The organism is Streptomyces sp. NBC_01317, assembly GCF_035961655.1.
In the GTDB taxonomy this organism is placed as follows: domain Bacteria; phylum Actinomycetota; class Actinomycetes; order Streptomycetales; family Streptomycetaceae; genus Streptomyces.
Map to the genome: position 1 here is coordinate 6541558 of NZ_CP108393.1, position 17638 is coordinate 6559195.

At 71.9% G+C, this 17638-nt stretch carries 13 protein-coding genes and 1 pseudogene; 8 read left to right on the forward strand and 6 right to left on the reverse strand.

The annotated features are described in order from the left end of the window. Positions 1–191 precede the first annotated feature (191 nt). From OG349_RS28470 to OG349_RS28480, 3 genes and pseudogenes are all read right to left on the reverse strand, one after another. Positions 192–830: pseudogene (locus tag OG349_RS28470) on the reverse strand (hypothetical protein); the annotation flags it as partial. A gap of 100 nt (positions 831–930) precedes the next feature. After that, entirely contained in the window at positions 931–1860 is a 930-nt protein-coding gene (locus tag OG349_RS28475; RefSeq protein WP_327237294.1) for a Rieske 2Fe-2S domain-containing protein, read from the reverse strand. 123 nt (positions 1861–1983) lie between these two features. Continuing rightward, positions 1984–2850: an alpha/beta fold hydrolase gene (locus OG349_RS28480; protein WP_327237295.1), complete on the reverse strand. Its 867-nt coding sequence runs from the start codon at positions 2848–2850 to the stop codon at positions 1984–1986. Between the two features lie 393 nt (positions 2851–3243). Between OG349_RS28480 and OG349_RS28485 the strand changes: the two genes are divergently transcribed. Next, entirely contained in the window at positions 3244–4326 is a 1083-nt protein-coding gene (locus OG349_RS28485; protein ID WP_327238769.1) for a S1 family peptidase, read from the forward strand. 83 nt (positions 4327–4409) lie between these two features. Here the strand turns inward: OG349_RS28485 and OG349_RS28490 are convergent, their stop codons facing one another. Further along, complete coding sequence (locus OG349_RS28490; protein WP_327237296.1) at positions 4410–5534, reverse strand: ABC transporter permease; 1125 nt, start codon at positions 5532–5534, stop codon at positions 4410–4412. Between the two features lie 151 nt (positions 5535–5685). On the opposite strand from OG349_RS28490, the gene OG349_RS28495 reads away from it, so the two are divergent. The 4 genes from OG349_RS28495 to OG349_RS28510 all read left to right on the forward strand — a co-directional run bounded on the left by OG349_RS28495 (position 5686) and on the right by OG349_RS28510 (position 12107). Further along, entirely contained in the window at positions 5686–9321 is a 3636-nt protein-coding gene (locus tag OG349_RS28495; RefSeq protein WP_327237297.1) for a DNA polymerase III subunit alpha, read from the forward strand. After that, the gene (locus OG349_RS28500) at positions 9318–10283 is read left to right on the forward strand and encodes a DNA polymerase Y family protein (protein WP_327237298.1); all 966 of its coding nucleotides are present in this window, start codon (positions 9318–9320) and stop codon (positions 10281–10283) included. The genes OG349_RS28495 and OG349_RS28500 overlap by 4 nt, the downstream gene beginning before the upstream one ends. Positions 10284–10437: 154 nt before the next feature. Then, positions 10438–11406, forward strand: coding sequence for an esterase/lipase family protein (locus tag OG349_RS28505; protein ID WP_327237299.1), 969 nt, complete (start codon positions 10438–10440; stop codon positions 11404–11406). Between the two features lie 143 nt (positions 11407–11549). Further along, positions 11550–12107: a hypothetical protein gene (locus OG349_RS28510; RefSeq protein WP_327237300.1), complete on the forward strand. Its 558-nt coding sequence runs from the start codon at positions 11550–11552 to the stop codon at positions 12105–12107. Positions 12108–12205: 98 nt separating this feature from the next. On the opposite strand, the gene OG349_RS28515 is transcribed toward OG349_RS28510, so the two are convergent. Together OG349_RS28515 and OG349_RS28520 are read right to left on the reverse strand one after the other, a co-directional pair. Next, positions 12206–13324, reverse strand: a complete 1119-nt coding sequence (locus OG349_RS28515) for a lytic polysaccharide monooxygenase (protein ID WP_327237301.1) — start codon at positions 13322–13324, stop codon at positions 12206–12208. A gap of 265 nt (positions 13325–13589) precedes the next feature. Further along, positions 13590–14273, reverse strand: coding sequence for a response regulator (locus tag OG349_RS28520; protein ID WP_327238770.1), 684 nt, complete (start codon positions 14271–14273; stop codon positions 13590–13592). Positions 14274–14419: 146 nt separating this feature from the next. Here OG349_RS28520 and OG349_RS28525 point away from each other — a divergent pair, with 146 nt between their 5' ends. From OG349_RS28525 to OG349_RS28535, 3 genes are read left to right on the forward strand one after another with little or no spacing between them, the layout of a single operon-like run. After that, positions 14420–15403 carry a Bug family tripartite tricarboxylate transporter substrate binding protein gene (locus OG349_RS28525; RefSeq protein ID WP_327237302.1) on the forward strand — a complete coding sequence of 328 codons (984 nt, stop codon included), beginning with the start codon at positions 14420–14422 and terminating at the stop codon, positions 15401–15403. Beyond that, positions 15400–15969, forward strand: coding sequence for a tripartite tricarboxylate transporter TctB family protein (locus OG349_RS28530; protein ID WP_442806328.1), 570 nt, complete (start codon positions 15400–15402; stop codon positions 15967–15969). Before OG349_RS28525 ends, OG349_RS28530 begins: the two co-directional genes overlap by 4 nt. Before the next feature lie 3 nt (positions 15970–15972). Then, the gene (locus OG349_RS28535) at positions 15973–17478 is read left to right on the forward strand and encodes a tripartite tricarboxylate transporter permease (RefSeq protein WP_327237303.1); all 1506 of its coding nucleotides are present in this window, start codon (positions 15973–15975) and stop codon (positions 17476–17478) included. Positions 17479–17638 lie beyond the last annotated feature (160 nt).

Sequence of the window (17638 nt, forward strand, 5' to 3'; positions counted from 1 at the left end):
GATCGTTGGGGGGAGGGGGCGGAGTGACGCCGGCTGCCGCAGGGGGCAGTGTGCGGAATCCGCGTAAGACGGGTGCCCCTTCTGAGATCCTCGACGCGGTGAAGCCGCCCGCCGCCCGACGGGTTCACCCGATCGGGCTTTCCGGTCGGCCCTGGGGCGATCGGTGAGCCGGGCGTCCTGAGGGGACGAACTCAGGGGACGAGCAGCGTCTTGACCATGCCGTCCTTCGTCTCCTGGAAGGTCTTGTACGCCTGCGCCGCTTCTTCCAGGGGGAGGTGGTGCGTGGCGGAGTCGTGGACTCCCAGGGGGTCGTTCTCGTTCAGCAGCGGGAGGATGTCGTCCACCCAGCGTTTGACGTTCGCCTGGCCCATGCGCAGTTGGATCTGTTTGTCGAAGAGGGTCATCATCGGCACCGGGTCGACCGTTCCGCCGTAGACGCCGTAGACGCCGATGACGGAGATGGTCCCGCCGCGCCGTACCGCGTCCACAGCGATGGTGAAGGCGCGCGGCGCCGGCGGCTCCCGCCCCGTGTGCCTCCATGCCGACCGCGTCGATGACGGCGCCGCTGCCCCGCCCGCGTACTCGACCGCCTGCCATGCCGTCGGCAGGACGTCGGGCAGCGCGCTCCCGAAGCGGACCCGCGGGAACTCCGCCTGGCCGCCCGGGACTTCTCCGTACAGCTGGGAGAAGCCGAAGAATGCGGCTCCCGTGCCGCGGTCGCGCACCTGTGTCGTCCCGCACGGGGAGTGGAGCCCTTGGCCGCACATCCAGCAGGTGCCGCAGGAGATGTTGAACGGCACAACGACCCGGTCCCCCGCCGACAGCGCCGTCGCCGCTGTGCGGCTGCTCATGCCGGCGCGTTCGGATGATGCACCGGATGAGGGAGCCGACGCGGCGGAGGCGGGACGGAGGCGAGACGGGCGAAGCCTCTCAGTGCGCCTGCGGTGCCCGTACCTCCACCGTGCCGTCGCCGGCCGTGCGGGTCTCGAACGAGGGCTGTGGCGAGGTGGCGGGACCGCGCACGTTCCAGCCGTCCGAGAGCCGGAAGACGCTGCCGTGCCAGGGGCACGTGACGCAGCCGTCGGCGAGTGTCCCCTGCGAGAGCGGGCCGGAGTCGTGACTGCACCGGTCGGCCAGGACGTTGATGTGACCCCCCGCCTCACGTACCACCAGCAGGGCCACCTCACCCACGAGCCGGCGTACCGCCTCACCGACCGGGAACTCCTCCATCCGCCCCAGGGTCTGCCAGCCCGGTTCCATCACATGCGACACCGGCTCCGCCTTGTTGGCACCGGCGGCCTGCCGATAGGCGAGGTGCCCGCCCAACGCTCCCCCGAGGCTCACCGCTCCGAGGCCGGCGAGACCGAGCGCCCGGCCGAGCACGGGCCGGCGACGGCCACGGGCCACCCAGGACGCCGTGTACAGCCCGATGGCCGCGCCGTTCGCCAGCGCGTGCACCAGTCCGACACGGCCCTGCTCTTCGTGCTGCTCCGCCCAGTCCACCCATCCCGCCAGGGCGGCCGGGAGGGCCGACACCACGCCGAGCCCCACCAGAAGTCGTGCGTGACGCCCCCCACCGGGCACGACGTCCAGCACGGCGGCCGACAGCCAGGAGCCCGTCGGGACCTGGACCAGGACCGGATGGAGAGGGTGTCCCAGCGGCCTGCCGTGCAGTACGTCCCGATAGCGGCCCAGGGGCAGCGCGCGCACCCGCCGTCGCATCCCGGTGATCAGCGGGTCCAGCTTTTCGAGGTGGCCGAGGCGGTCCACGGACGCGAGCAGGGCCGTCTCGGCCCGCCTGACCGTCTCGTCCGCCCGTTCCACACGAGCGGCGGCAGGGGCCGGCTTCGATGTGCGCATGGACAAGGAGTTGCCGTTGCCGCTGTTTTTGAAACAAGTGGCGCGGCTGTCCGAGGGGTCACACCGCACCACGGCGGCGGCCGGGGGACCCACTACGGGAGAACAGCCGGACCGAGGCCGGGGTCAGTCGTTGAGCAGCCAGGTGAGGGTACGGGGCAGGGCGTGCAGCGCGGCGAAGTGCGCGGCGGCCGGCTCCAGCACGGTTGTCACGTCCGGGATGCGCTCCGCCAGCCAGCGGGTGTGACCGACCGGGGAGAACACGTCCTGCTCGCCGTGCCACAGCAGCACAGGACCCTGGATGTCGGCGGGGTCGAAGCCCCACGGGCTACAGAAGGCGAGCGCGTCGTCGATCCAGCCGTACGCCGAAGTCCTCAGCGCCTCCTGGTAGTTGCGCAGCAGCATCATCCTGACACCGGCGTCGGCGACCACCCTCCGGTCGGAGTCGGTCAGCTCCCTGCGCAGATCGTCCAGCAGCCGCACCGGGTCCTTCCTGATCGCGTCGGCGCGCGGGGTGAGCCGGGCCGCCACCCCGTCCGGGTCCACGGACGCGGTGGTGTACTCCAGGACGTTCGAGGCGGCCATGCCCTCGAACCAGTCGAGCCCGGCCGCGTCCCGGGGCGCGAGGGTGACCAGCGCGGCGGTACGGGTCACCCGGTCGGGCAGCAGCGCGGCGCAGGCCAGCGCGTGCGGAGCGCCGCCCGAGCGGCCCACGACGGCGAACCGTTCCAGGCCCAGGGCGTCGGCGATCGTCGTCACGTCCTGGGCCACGTCGGCGACGCTGCGCCCCTGGAGCCGGTCGGAATCCCCGTACCCCGGACGGTCGTAGGCGATCAGCTGCATCCCCCGCTGGTACAGGACCAGGCCGCGGGGGGCGGGGCCCAGTCTGCTGCCCGGTGTGCCGTGCATCAGGAAGATCGGTCTGCCGTGCGGGTCGCCCAATCGCTCCACCATCAGATGCCGCCCGTCCGCCCCGCGCACGCGACGTCGCAACCCCCACCCCTTCCTCGTGTACAAGCACCGTGTTCCTGCATTCCCCGCCGGCGTGCTGATCACCCATCAGGCCGGGCCGCGCGGCCGGTTCACGCCGTTTGTCCCGTGGCGGCTGTGGGGCCTCTGGGGCGGATGTGAGCAGTGAGGGTCGGTTTCAGGACAGGACTAGTCCTTACCCCCTGCTGCCCCGGTGGTCGCACCGGGTGTTCGCACCTGGAACCGTTCCTGTCCCACCCCGGATGGCCGAGGGGCCCGGGGCTGTTCGGCTGGCGGTGAGCGCGTCCTGAACTCGGCCTTGTGTGCCACTCGCCGGTCTCGGAATAGTGGGCGCCTCATCCCCGTGCCAGGACACCCCACATGCTCCGGCGCGGTTCCCCCCACAGGAGGTCGATGGTGCAGCACCGGCGCATTTCGAAGAAGCGGGCGACGCTGGCAGGTGGTGCGGTGGTCGCGTTGGTGGCGGCCGGCCTTACCTTCCAGACTGCGAACGCCAGCGAAGGAACGCCTCCTCCCACCCTGAAAACACTGACGGCCGCGGCGGCCGGAAACCTCGCCTCGACGCTCGACGACAGCCTGGGCGGCGACACGGCCGGCTCGTACTACGACGCCAGGACCAAGGCGTTGGTGGTGAACGTGGTCGACGAGCGGGCGGCCGAGACGGTCCGCGAGGCCGGCGGCCGGGCCAGACTGGTCGAGAACACCCTGGGCGAACTCAAGGACGCGTCGGAGACCCTCGCCGACCGGGCGTCCCTCCCCGGCACGTCCTGGGCGGTCGACCCGGTGACCAACAAACTCGCCGTCACGGCCGACAGCACGGTCGCGGGCGCCGCCTGGGACCGGCTCAGCGGTGTGGTGAAGGATCTGGGAGGCAGGGCGGAACTGTCAAAGGTGGCCGGGGAGTTCACGCCCTTCGTGGCCGGTGGTGACGCGATCACGGGCAGCGGCGGACGCTGCTCGCTCGGCTTCAACGTGGTCAAGGACGGCGAGCCGTTCTTCCTGACGGCGGGCCACTGCACGGCGGCCATCCAGACCTGGTCCGACGCGCAGGGCACCCCGATTGGGGCCAACGCGGGCTCCAGCTTCCCGGACAACGACTACGGCCTGGTGAAGTACGCCGCCGGGATCGCCCACCCCAGCGAGGTCGATCTCTACAACGGCAGCGCGCAGGCGATCACCGGGGCGGGCGCGGCGACGGTCGGGCAGCAGGTGACCCGGAGCGGCTCCACCACCCAGGTGCACAGCGGCCAGGTCACCGGGCTCGACGCCACGGTGAACTACGGCAACGGCGACATCGTCAACGGGCTGATCCAGACCACGGTCTGCGCGGAGCCGGGCGACAGCGGCGGCTCGCTGTTCGCGGGCTCCACGGCGCTCGGGCTGACCTCGGGCGGCAGTGGCGACTGCACGGCGGGCGGGACGACGTTCTTCCAGCCGGTGCCGGAGGCGCTGGCGGCGTTCGGGGTGCAGATCGGCTGACGCTCCTCCCCTCTTGGCCGACTGGCCGACTGGCCGACTGGCCGACTGACCGGCCAACCGGCCGACTGATCGACTGATCGACCTCACGCGCCGGACGGGCCTGGATCGGACCCGTCCGGCGCGTGCGCCGTTCCCGGGGCGGTGCCGGGGGGCTCCCCGCTCTCCCCGTCCGGCCCGGCGGCCTTCCCGCCCCTCTCGCCTCTCCCGCCCCTCCCGCCCCTCCCGCGCAGCGAGGACATGACCAGCAGGAGCAGGGTGCCCCCGACCGCCCAGGCGGAGAGCACGATCAGCCGCACGGCGATCGCGTTGCCGTGGAAGTACGCGATCGAGCGGGCGACCCAGGTGGCGGAGCCCGGCGGCAGCGCGGGCCCGATCGAGCGCCAGAAGTCCGGCAGCAGCGGGATCGGGACGGCGCCGCCCGCGCTCGGGTTGCCGGCGATGACGATCAGCAGGATCGCCACGCCGATGCCGACGATGCCGAAGACCGACTGGAGCGCCAGGGTGGCCGCGCCGACCGCGAAGACGGTGAGCGCGCCGAGTCCCCACAGCCCGAACAGGCTGCCCGGCAGCGCGGACAGGATCGGCCCGGCGATCACCGCGCCGAGCAGGCCGCCGACGATCGCGTACACCGCCGTCACGAGCAGCCGGATCGTCGCCCTGCCGCGGTTGGCCGGCCGCGCCCCGGCGCTGATCGCGAGGGCCCCGGCACACAGGTAGCCGCCGACGCACCAGCCGACGACCAGGTAGAACGAGGACAGCCCGTGGGCGTCGTGCCCCGAGGCGGGTGCCACGTCGTCCAGCCGGAGGCCGCGCCGCTGCTGCTGTTCGATCTGGTCGAAGACGCTCACCAGGACACTGGTCTCGGTGGACCCCTGCCCGGACGCGACCAGCAGGGTGTCGGTGGTGCCCTGGGCGTCGATGATCAGCGCGGCGTCGATGTCGCGGTTCAGCATCTGGTGGCGCGCGGTCCCCTCGTCGGGGAGCGTGCGCGGGGAGAGCGGCTCGCCCGGCAGCTGCCTCAGCTCGGCCGCCAATTGGCCGGCGAGCTGCCCCGGGGCGACGACGGCGACCTTCACATCCGTGGGCCTCGGGCTGTGCAGCGCCCCCACGTAGGACGCGATGAAGAGCAGCTGCAACCCCAGCACGCCGGCGATCAGCAGCGCCGCCCTCGGAGTGACCGCCGTCTTCACCTCGTCCAGGAAAGTCATGCCCTCACGGTCCGGGGCCCGGGGTATCCCCGCAGGTGGGAGGGGGCTGAATGGTCGAGAGAACGCTAATCGTACGCACGTTCGAAACTTGGTCTATGGTGGGGACGGGGGAGGTGAGAACGGTGAGAACGGACGGAGCCAGGAGGTGCGGATGCCCAGGTTCACGCATCTGCGCACCGTCTCCGGGTTCTCCCTGCGGTACGGGGCCTCGCATCCGGAGCGGCTGGCCGGGCGCGCGGCCGCGCGGGGCATGGACGCCCTCGCGCTGACCGACCGCGACACCCTCGCGGGCACGGTCCGCTTCGCCAAGGCGTGTGTCGCGGAGGGGATCCGTCCGCTGTTCGGGGTGGAGCTGGCGGTGGGGGAGCGGGATGCCGAGGGGGCCCGTACCGCCCGTACGGCAGCGCGATCCGGCGGCGGCGAGTGGGCCCGTACGACAGGGGCCGGTGGCACCGAGCGCCGGCGGGTGCCTGTGCGGGGCGGTGCCTTCGTGGACGAGTCCGCGCCCCGCGCGGTTTTCCTCGCCCGGGACGGCTCGACCGGCTGGGCGGACCTGTGCCGGCTCGTCTCCACCGCGCATGCCGCCGGGGAGGGCGGCCCGCTGCTGCCCTGGCAGGACAACCACGGCGACGGGCTGACCGTGCTCCTCGGACCCGGCTCCGAGACCGGCCGGGCCCTCGCCGCGGGACGCCCCGACCGGGCCGCGCGGCTCCTCGCGCCCTGGCGCGAGATCTACGGGGACGCGCTGCGCCTGGAGATCGTGCACCACGGACGTACGGGCACAGGACCCGGATCGCTGCGGCACGCCGCCCGCACGCTCGGGTTCGCCGCCGAGCAGGGGGTACGGGCGGTGCTCAGCAACGCCGTGCGCTACGCCGACCCCGGGCAGGGGCCGGTCGCCGACGTGCTCGACTCGGCCCGCAGGCTCATGCCCATCGACCCGCGCGGCGGCCTCGACAGCGGGGAGCGCTGGCTCAAGGAGCCGGACGCGATGGTCCGTACCGCCGAGCTGGTCGCCGAGGCCGCCGGATTCCGGCGGGACATCGCCCACCGGCTGCTCGCCCTGACCGAGGAGACCGCCGCGAGCTGTGTGGTCGATCCCGAGGACGACCTGGGCATCGGCACCGTCCACTTCCCCGAGCCCCGGCTGGTCGGCGCGGACCGCCGCAGCGCCGCGCGGGTCCTGCGCTCACGCGCCGCCGCCGGGATGGTGCTGCGCGGCTACGACCGGCGCGGTGACCACCGGGAGTACTGGGACCGGATGGACGACGAGCTGCGCACGATCGACCAACTCGGCTTTGCCTCCTACTTCCTGACGGTGGCTCAGGTCGTGGACGACGTGAAGGGGATGGGGGTCAGGGTCGCGGCACGGGGCTCCGGCGCGGGATCCCTGGTCAACCACCTGCTGGGCATCGCCCACGCGGACCCGGTCGCGCACGGCCTGCTGATGGAACGTTTCCTCTCCACCCGCAGACAGCCGCCCAGGCAGTCCACCGGATGGCGTGAGCTGGAACTCCCCGACATCGACATCGACGTCGAGTCCGCGCGGCGCCTGGAGGTCTACCGCGCGATCCTCGACCGGTTCGGCCCCGAGCGGGTCGCGGCCGTCGCCATGCCGGAGACGTACCGGGTGCGTCATGCCGTACGGGACGTGGGCGCGGCCCTCTCCATGGACCCCGCCGACATCGACCGGATCGCCAAGTCCTTCCCGCACATCCGCGCCAGGGACGCCCGCGCCGCGATGGAGGAACTGCCCGAACTGCGCGCGCTGGCCGGGGAGTCGGAGCGGGGCGGGGCGAAGTACGCCCGGCTGTGGGACCTGGTGGAGGCGCTCGACGCGCTGCCGCGCGGGATCGCCATGCACCCGTGCGGGGTGCTGCTCTCGGACGCCTCGCTGCTGCGCCGTACCCCGGTGGTGCCGACCAGCGGCGAGCACTTCCCCATGTCCCAGTTCGACAAGGAGGACGTCGAACGGCTGGGGCTGCTCAAACTCGACGTCCTGGGCGTACGGATGCAGTCGGCGATGGCCCACGCGGTCACGGAGATCGCGCGCGCCACGGGCGAGGAACTGGACCTGGACGATCCGGCACAGGTACCGGAGGGCGACCCGGAGACGTACCGGCTGATCCGCTCCGCCGAGACCCTGGGCTGCTTCCAGATCGAGTCGCCGGGCCAGCGCGACCTGGTCGGCCGGCTCCAGCCCGCGACCTTCCACGACCTGGTGGTCGACATCTCGCTCTTCCGGCCGGGACCGGTGGCGGCCGACATGGTGCGCCCGTTCATCGAGGCCCGGCACGGCCGGGCGCCCGTCCGCTACCCCCACGCCGACCTGGAGAAGGCGTTGAGCGAGACGTACGGGGTGGTCGTCTTCCACGAACAGATCATCCGGATGGTGGACATCATGACGGGCTGCGGCAAGGAGGAGGCGGACAAGGTGCGCAGAGGACTGTCCGACCCCGGGTCGCAGGGCCGGATCCGGGTCTGGTTCGATCGGCTGGCGCGGGAGCGGGGATACGCGCCCGACGTGATCGCGCGTACCTGGGAGATCATCGAGGCGTTCGGCTCGTTCGGCTTCTGCAAGGCGCACGCGGTCGCGTTCGCCGTACCGACCTATCAGTCGGCCTGGCTCAAGGCGCACCACCCGGCCGCCTTCTACGCCGGGCTGCTCACCCATGACCCGGGGATGTACCCGAAGAGGCTGCTGCTGGCGGACGCACGGCGGCGGGGGGTGCCGGTGCTGCCGCTGGATGTGAACCGGTCGGCTGTCACTCATCGAATCGAACTGGTGTCCGGTGAAGAGGTGCGGCCGGGGACCTGGGGGCTGCGGCTCGCGCTCTCCGACGTCCATGGCATCAGCGAGGCGGAGACGGCACGGATCGAGGCGGGGCAGCCGTACTCCTCGCTGCTGGACTTCTGGCAGCGGGCCAGGCCGGGCCGTCCGGTGGCCGAACGACTGGCGCAGGTGGGCGCGTTGGACGCCTTCGGCGCCAACCGCCGGGACCTGCTGCTGCACCTGTCCGAACTGCACGGCGCGCAGCGGAGGGTGGGCTCCCGCGGTGACCAACTCCCCCTGGGCGGGGGGCAGCGGACCGCTCCCGTCGGACTGCCCGACCTGGGTGACGCGGAGCGTCTCAGCGCCGAGTTGGGTGTGCTCGGCATGGACGCCTCCCGTCATCTGATGGGGGACCACTACGCGTTCCTCAAGGAGCTGGGCGCGATCTCGGCCAAACGGCTGCGGGACGTGCCCCACGGCAGGACCGTCCTGGTGGCGGGGGCCAAGGTGGCGACCCAGACCCCGCCGATCCGCTCCGGGAAGCGGGTCATCTTCACGACCCTGGACGACGGGACGGGCCTGGTCGACCTGGCCTTCTTTGACGACAGCCACGAGGCGTGCGCGCACACGGTGTTCCACTCCTGGCTGCTGCTGGTACGGGGGGTGGTACAGCGGCGCGGGGCGCGGAGCCTGAGCGTGGTCGGGGCGGCGGCGTGGAACCTGGCGGAGCTGGTGGAGCTGCGGAAGGAGGGCGGCCTGGAGGCGGTCGCGGCGGCGCTGGACGCGGCGGCTCCTTCGCCTTCTTCTTCGCCCGACCTGGCCCCAGGGCCGGCGCTCGGGCCGGGACCGGCTTCTTCGCCCGACCCCGCCCCCGCCCCGTCCGGGGACAACGGCCGGCGGATCAAGATGTCCACCGGTTACGAGATGAACCCGTGGTCCGACCTCCGGCCGCCCGGCGAAGGCCTGCCCACCGGGCGGAAGTTGTGGCACTCCAGCCCGGGGAGCGCCGGATGATCCTCTGTGTACGCCTGCCCCGCGACGCCGAACCGGCCCTGCCCGCGCTGCTCGGGCTGATCGAGGACATCAGCCCGGTCGTCCAGGTGCTGCCCCCCGGCGCCGCGCTCGTCGATGTGCGCGGCGCCGAACGGTACTTCGGCCTCGACGCGGCCGGGATCGCCGCCGTCCTGCGGGTGCGGGCGCTCGCGCACCTCGGGACCGGCTGTGTGATCGGGGTGGCCGCCACCCCGATGCTGGCCCGGATGGCCGCGGACCGGGCCGCGCCGGGGACGACGTACGTGGTGCCCGACGACGAGCGCGCGGTCGAGCGGTTCCTGGCGCCGGGACCGGTCGGCGCGCTGCCCGGCGTCGGTACGGCGACGGCCCGGACGCTGCGGTCGTACGGTCTCGACACCATCGGCGCGGCCGCCGCCGTACCGCTCTCGACGCTCCAGCGGCTCGTCGGGGTACGCCTGGGGCGCGAGGTGTACGAGAAGGCGCGCGGCGTCGACCGTACGCCGGTCGTCCCGAACGCCGCCGCACGCTCGATCGCGGCCGAACGGACCTTCCCGCTGGACGAGTTGCACCAGGAGCGGCAGCGGCGCGCGCTGCTCTCGATCACGGAGGAGCTGGGGGCCGGGATGCGGGGGGCGGGCCAGGTGTGCGGGGCCCTGACCCTCACCGTGCGGTACGCGGACCGGTCCACGACCGTCCGTACCCGCGCGCTGCGTGAGCCGACCGCGCACTCCGCGGCGCTCGCCGGAGCCGTATACCGGATCCATGGGTCGCTCGGACTGCAACGGGCGCGGGTGCGGGCTCTTTCCGTACGGGCCGAGGGGCTCATCCCGGCCGACCGGGCCGCCCGGCAGCTGACGTTCGACCCGGCCGACGAGCGGGCGCGGCGGATCGAGGCGGTGGCCGACCTGGTCCGGGCGAAGTTCGGGGCCGGAGTGTTGCTGCCGGGATCGCTGGCCGCGTGAGGTTAACGTGAAGCACGTCACATTTTACTGACGCGTAACTTCCCTTCTGCTATCTACTCGTGCGTAACTTGCAGGAGAACAGCCAACCTTGTGGTCCGGGCCATATGGGCTGACGGTCATCGCCATTTCCCTTGAGCCGCAAGGAGATCGCCCGATGCTGCCCTGGAACGATCCGAACAGACGGTCGTGGAAGCGTGTGCCGGTGTCGCTGGCCGCGCTGCTGACCGCACTGACGATCACGGTGACCCCGGCCGCCGCGACCACGATCGACACCCCCACACGCGTCACCGCTTCCGCCGCCGCTACCGCTTCCGTTTCCGCTTCCTCCGCCGCTTCCTCCGCCGCTTCCTCCGCCTCTGCCGTGAGCAGTGGGTGGAACAACTACTCCTGCAAGCCCTCGGCGGCGCACCCCCGTCCGGTCGTCCTCGTCCACGGCACCTTCGGGAACGCCGTCGACAACTGGCTCGGGCTCGCGCCCTACCTGGTCAACCGGGGTTACTGCGTCTTCTCGCTCGACTACGGCCAACTCCCCGGCGTGCCGCTGTTCTACGGCCTGGGCCCCATCGACGCGTCCGCCGCGCAGCTCGCCACGTACGTCGACAAGGTCCTCGCCGCGACCGGCGCGGCCGAGGCGGACCTCGTCGGGCACTCGCAGGGCGGGATGATGCCGCGCCACTACCTGAAGTTCCTGGGCGGGGCGGCGAAGGTGAACGCCCTGGTCGGGATCGCCCCCGACAACCACGGCACCACCCTGCTCGGGCTCACCCGCCTCCTGCCGTACTTCCCGGGCGCGCAGGACCTGTTGACCGAGGCGACACCGGGGCTCGCCGACCAGGTGGCCGGGTCCCCCTTCCTGACGCGGCTCAACGAGGGCGGTGACACCGTCCCCGGTGTGCGCTACACCGTCATCGCCACGCGGTACGACCAGGTGGTCACGCCGTACCGCTCCCAGTTCCTGACCGGTCCCGGTGTGCGCAACGTGCTGCTCCAGGACCTGTGCCCGGTCGACCTCTCCGACCATGTGGCGATCGGGATTCTCGACCGGGTCGCCTTCCACGAGGTGGCCAACGCGCTGGACCCGGGCCGGGCGACCCCGACCACCTGCGCGTCGGTGATCGGCTGACCCGCGCCACGCCGGTCCCGCGGCGGGTTTCGTAACTCGTTGTGATGAAGGGCCGGTTGATTACGGTTGGTGAGCGGCCAGGAGCAGCATTCTTCCCCTCGGCGGACACACCCCGTGTCCGCGTTCCGACGGAAGGACACCCCATGCTGCGTATTCTGGCCGGCTCCCTCGCCGCGGTCGCCGCTCTCGGCATCGGCCTGACCAGCACCGCGACCGCCACGACGACGGCTGCGACGGCTGCGACGGCGGCCGCGCCCACGGCCGCCGCCCCGGTTCCGGTGACGGGGCTGACGTGTGACGGTGATACGTACAAGTGCACGGCGGATCTGAAGTTCGGTGACGGTCGGTGGAAGGCGCGTTGGGACGCGTCGGTGTTCCACCAGGCGCCGGGCTCGGCGGAGCGGAGTGCGGCGGTGCTCGCGGCTCCGGTTCCGGTGACGGGGCTGACGTGTGACGGGGACACGTACAAGTGCACGGCGGATCTGAAGTTCGGTGACGGTCGGTGGAAGGCGCGTTGGGACGCGTCGGTGTTCCACCAGGCGCCGGGCTCGGCGGAGCGGAGTGCGGCGGTGCTCGCCGCTCCGGTCCCGGTGACCGGGCTGACGTGTGACGGTGACACCGGCGCGTGTACGGCGGATCTGAAGTTCGGTGACGGTCGCTGGAAGGCGCGTTGGGGCGCGACCATCTTCCACCAGGCGTAGCCGCTCTCCGTCAGCCCTTGGCCGAGGGTCCCGGACAGCGGTGGGCCCCGGTGTGACGAGCGCTCGTCACACCGGGGCCCACCCGCGTCCGTGCGCGGTCAGCGGCCGTGGCGTCCGGAGGGTACGGCCCTGCGGCGGACCGTGCCGAACATCACCGCGGCGCCGATGGCCAGCGCCGCCGTGCCACCGATCGCGAAGTACGGGGTGGTGCCGTCGGCGCCGGTCTCGGCGAGGTTCTCCTCGGTGCCGGTGGGCTGCGCGTCGGCGGCGGTGTCAGCGGCGGTGGCGGCGTCGGTGTTGGCGTCGGCGCCGGTGGAGTCGGCCGAGTCGGGGGCCTGTTCGGCCGGGGCGGCGGCGTTCTTCGCCTCGGGGTAGTTGGCGTCGTCGTCGTCCTCCGCCCCGCCCGCCGGCTTCTCCGCGGCGGCCGTCGCCCCGGTCGTACCCGAGTCGCTGCCGGGGCCGGTGGAGGCGTCGTTGTCACCGTGCCCGTTGTGCTCGATGGTCGACTTCTCCGTACCGTCGGCGACTTCCTGCTCGGTGGGCGCGGACGGGGCCGGTACGGCGCCGTCGACCGTGCCGTTGTCCTTGCCGAAGACCACGTCGGAGCAGGTGTAGAAGGCCTCGGGGCTGTCCGAGCGCTGCCAGATCGAGTAGATCAGGTGACGGCCCGTCTTCTTCGGGACGATCCCCGTGAACACGTAGTCACCGTTCACCAGCTTCGGGTCGGTGACCTTGAGGAACGGCTTCGCTTCAAGGTCCGACCACTTGAGCGGCTTGGCCGGGTCGTACCCGTCCTTCGTGACGTACAGCTCGAAGGAACCCCGGTGCGGCGCCGTGCCCTTGTAGCGGAAGGTGCGGTTGCCCGCCGTCATCGGGGACGACGGCCAGTCGGCGCGCGCCAGGTCGAGCCCCTTGAACTTGTCGTTGCCCGCGCTGCACAGCTTGCCGTCCGGGATCAACTGCTGGGACTTCCCGGCCGCGTTGGCGATGTTGACCCCGTTCCAGTCGTACAGCGCCTGGGTGCCCCCGACCGCCACCGCCGCCTTGCACGCCTCCGACTTGGGGTTCTCGGGACCCTCGGCGAAGCACGCGGCCACCCGGCTGACCGGGTCCGTCATCGAACCGTGCGCGGCGGCCGGGCCGGCGGCGAGAGCGGCCAGCGCGAGGGGAGCGGCGCCGAGGACGACGATCCCGGTGGCGGTACGACGAACGGTCATGAAGTGGTTCTCCTTCTGAGCGGCACCAGCTGCGGGAGCTGTACAGGCGAACAGTCCGGAGCGGGAGGCACCAGATGACAAGGCAACCTCCCGATGCCATGCCCTCCGGTCCCGACCCCGCTCCGGCGCTCAGCAAACTAGCCGCTCCCGACCCCCGAATCCGCCTCCACCAGGGGACTGAGCCGATCCTTATGTCTCTGTTAAGGAAGACCTAAGAAGCCCCTGAGGAAACCACCGCGCGGGCTCCACCACCCCGCACCGCACCTCAGCCGATCCACCGGTAACGCCGCTCCGGCCGCCCCGTCCCCCCGTACTTGAGCGTCACCCGCGCCCGCCCCGTATCCGCGAAATACTCCAGGTAGCGCCGGGCGCTCACGCGCGACAAGGCGCCCGCGTCCGCGCACTCCGTCGCCGACAACCCGTCCGGGTACTCCCGCAACGTACGTTCCACCAGGTCGGCGGTATGGGCGGCCAGCCCCTTCGGCAGCTCCCGGCTCCCCGGCGGCCGGGTGCCGAAGATCTGGTCGACGTCCTCCTGGCGCGCCTCGCCCAGCCCCGCCAGCCGGGTCCGCAGCGCCGCCACGTGCCGCAACTGCTCCTGGAGCGCGGTCTGGTTGAACGGCTTGATCAGATAGTGCAGCGCACCGGTCCGCAGGGCGGCCCTGATGACCCCCGCGTCCCTGGCCGCCGTGATGAACAGCGCGTCGGCCACCGCGCGGGCCGTGTCCCGCTCCTCCGCCGCCCGCAGCTCACGCAGCACGCTGATGCCGTCCATGTCCGGCAGATAGATGTCGAGCAGGACCACGTCGGGGCGCAGCGCCTCGGCGGCGCGCAGCGCGTCGGCGCCGTTGTGCGCCACCCCGACGACCGTGAAGCCGTCCATCGCCGACACAAAACGGCTGTGCAGCTTCGCGACCATGAAGTCGTCGTCCACCACCAGCACTTTCATCACGCCGACACCGTAGGGCGCGACCACAACGACCACAACGTCCGTTGGTTCCGGAAGAGAGACAGCTTGTTAACACGCGGGCAACATGTGGGCCACTTCACAGTTTTCCGAGGGAAATCCGAAAGGAAATCCGAAAGGCGGCACACGTGCGACTCCGCACTCCCCTCGCCCTGCTCGGGTCGGCACTCCTGGTGCTGGTGGGGCCGCCCCTGCTCACCGCGGGCAGCGGCGACGACACCGGCACGCAGATCCCCGGCCTGCGTTTCATGGTCCCCAACACGCCCGGCGGCGGGTACGACATCACGGCACGCACCCTGGCGAAGAACGCCGAGGACGCCGGGCTGACCCACAACATCGAGGTGTTCAACCTGCCGGGCGCCGGTGGCACCGTCGGCCTCACCCGGCTCGTCGGGGAGCACGGCAACGGCAAGCTCGCCATGTCCATGGGCCTCGGCGTCGTCGGCGCCGTCCACACCAACAAGTCCCCCAAGACGCTCGCCGACACCACTCCGATCGCCAGGATCACGGAGGAGTCGGACATCGTCGTGGTCGGCAAGAACTCCCCGTACCGCACCATCGCCGACCTGCTCACCGCCTGGAAGAAGGACCCCGCCAAGGTGCCGGTCGGCGGCGGGTCCTCGCCCGGCGGGCCCGACCATCTCGCCCCCATGCTGATGGCGAAGGCCGCGGGCATCGCGCCCAGGACCGTCAACTACGTCCCCTTCGACGGCGGCGGGGAACTCCTCGCCTCCATCCTCGGCGACAAGGTCGCCTTCGGCGTCTCGGGCCTCGGGGAGTACCTCGACCAGATCAAGGCCGGTGAGCTGCGGCTCCTCGCCGTCACAGGACCGGAGCGGATACCGGGCCTGGACGCCCCCACCCTGCGCGAGGCCGGCCTCGACACCGACTTCACCAACTGGCGCGGCATCGTCGCGCCGCCCGGCCTCTCCGACGCCGAGAGCGCCAAACTCCTCACCTTCGTCAAGAAGCTGCACGACTCGCCCGAGTGGCGCGAGTCCCTCAAGAAGAACGGCTGGGACGACGCCTTCCTGACCGGCGACGCGTTCGGCGACTTCCTCGCCGCCGAGGACCGCCGCGTGGACTCCGTCCTCAAGGAGCTGGGACTGTGACCACACCGACCGAATCCACCGCGACACCCCCCGGGACACCCTCCGCGGCACCCGCCGGCGGGCCCGGCGCACGCCGCACCTGGCTGCGTGAGCACTCCGAGATCGGCGTCGGCGTCCTGCTGCTCGCCCTCGGCGTCCTCGTCCTCACCGACGCCCTCACCATGGACGTCGAGATCACCCAGCGCGGCCCCGTCGGCCCCAGGACCGTCCCGATCGTGGTCGGCATCGGCCTGGTCGTCGTCGCCGTCCTGCTCACCCTCGACGTCCTGCGCGGCGGCCGGGGCGAGGCCGAGGGCGGCGAGGACATCGACCTGACCGAACCGGCCGACTGGCGTACGGTCCTGCTCCTCGCCGGAGTCTTCCTCGGCAACGCCGTCCTCATCGGCCCCCTCGGCTTCCCGATATCCGGCGCCCTGCTCTTCTGGGGCTCGGCGTACGCGCTCGGCAGCCGCCATTTCGACCGGGACCCGCTGATCGCCGCGGGCCTCTCCCTCGTCACCTACTTCGTCTTCGACAACCTGCTCGGTGTCCCCCTCCCCGGTGGCCCGCTGATGGGGGTGCTGTAAAAAATGGACTCCCTCAACTCCCTGATGGACGGGTTCGGTACGGCTCTCACGCCGATGAACCTGCTCTGGGCCGCGATCGGCGTGCTGCTCGGCACGGCGATCGGCGTCCTGCCCGGCATCGGCCCGGCCATGGCCGTCGCCCTGCTGCTCCCGGTCACGTACGGACTCGAACCCACCGGCGCGTTCATCATGTTCGCCGGCATCTACTACGGCGCGATGTTCGGCGGCTCCACCACCTCGATCCTGCTCAACACCCCCGGCGAGAGCGCGGCCGTCGTCGCCGCGATCGAGGGCAACCCGATGGCCAAGGCGGGACGCGGCGCCCAAGCCCTGGCCGCCGCCGCGGGCGGGCACTTCGCCGGCGGCATGATCGGTACGATCCTGCTCGTCGTCCTCGCCCCGACCGTCGCCTCCCTCGCGGTGGACATCGGCGCCCCCGACTACTTCGCGATCATGGTGCTGGCGTTCATCGCCGTCACCTCCGTCCTCGGCTCGTCCCGGATCCGCGGACTCGCCTCGCTGCTCATCGGCCTCACCCTCGGCCTGGTCGGCCTGGACCAGATGACCGGCCAGCAGCGCCTCACCTTCGGCTCGCTCCAACTCGCCGACGGCATCGACGTGGTGATCGTCGCGGTCGGCCTGTTCGCGATCGGCGAGGCCCTGTGGGTCGCCGCCCACCTGCGCCGCTCCTCGGGCGAGGCCATCCCGGTCGGCCGTCCCTGGCTCGGCAAGGAGGACGTACGGCGCACCTGGAAGCCCTGGCTGCGCGGGCCGCTCATCGGCTTCCCGTTCGGCGCGATCCCGGCCGGCGGCGCGGAGATCCCGACCTTCCTCTCGTACGTCACGGAGAAGCGGCTTTCCAAGCACAAGGACCAGTTCGGCAAGGGCGCCATCGAGGGCGTCGCGGGCCCCGAGTCGGCCGCCTCGGCCTCGGCCGCCGGGACCCTCGTCTCGATGCTCACCCTCGGCCTGCCCACCACGGCCGTCGCCGCCGTGATGCTCGCCGCCTTCCAGCAGTACGGCATCCAGCCCGGACCGCTCCTCTTCGAACGCGAACCCGACCTGGTGTGGGGCCTGATCGCCTCGCTCTTCGTCGGCATGGTGCTGCTGCTCGCGCTCAACCTGCCGCTCGCGCCGGTCTGGGCGAAGCTGCTGCGCATCCCCAGGCCCTACCTCTACGCGGGGATCCTCTTCTTCGCGGCCGTCGGCGCGTACGCGGTCGGCGGGGAGGCGCTGGACCTGGTGATCCTGCTGATCATCGGTCTGATCGGGTTCGGGATGCGGCGGTACGGGCTGCCCGTGCTGCCGGCCGTCATCGGGGTGATCCTCGGCCCGGCGGCGGAACAACAGCTGCGGCGCGCGCTCCAGATCAGCGATGGGAGTGTGAGCGGTCTCGTCAACACACCCTTCTCGGTCACCGTGTACGCGGTGGTGTTCCTGTTGCTGGTGTGGCCCTTGGTGGGCAAGCTGATCGCCCGTGGACGGGGGCGTGGCGAGTCCACGCCCTAGCCGTCCACAGCCGTTCACATGGGCCGGAAGCCGGCCACCGCACGCCGTCGTCCGGGGGCGCCGAGGGACGGCCCGAGGCGCCCGACGACACACAGCGTGGCCGAAAACCGCTCAACTCGGGCATGGGTGACGGAAAAGGTGACCGCGGGTGACCGTGAAT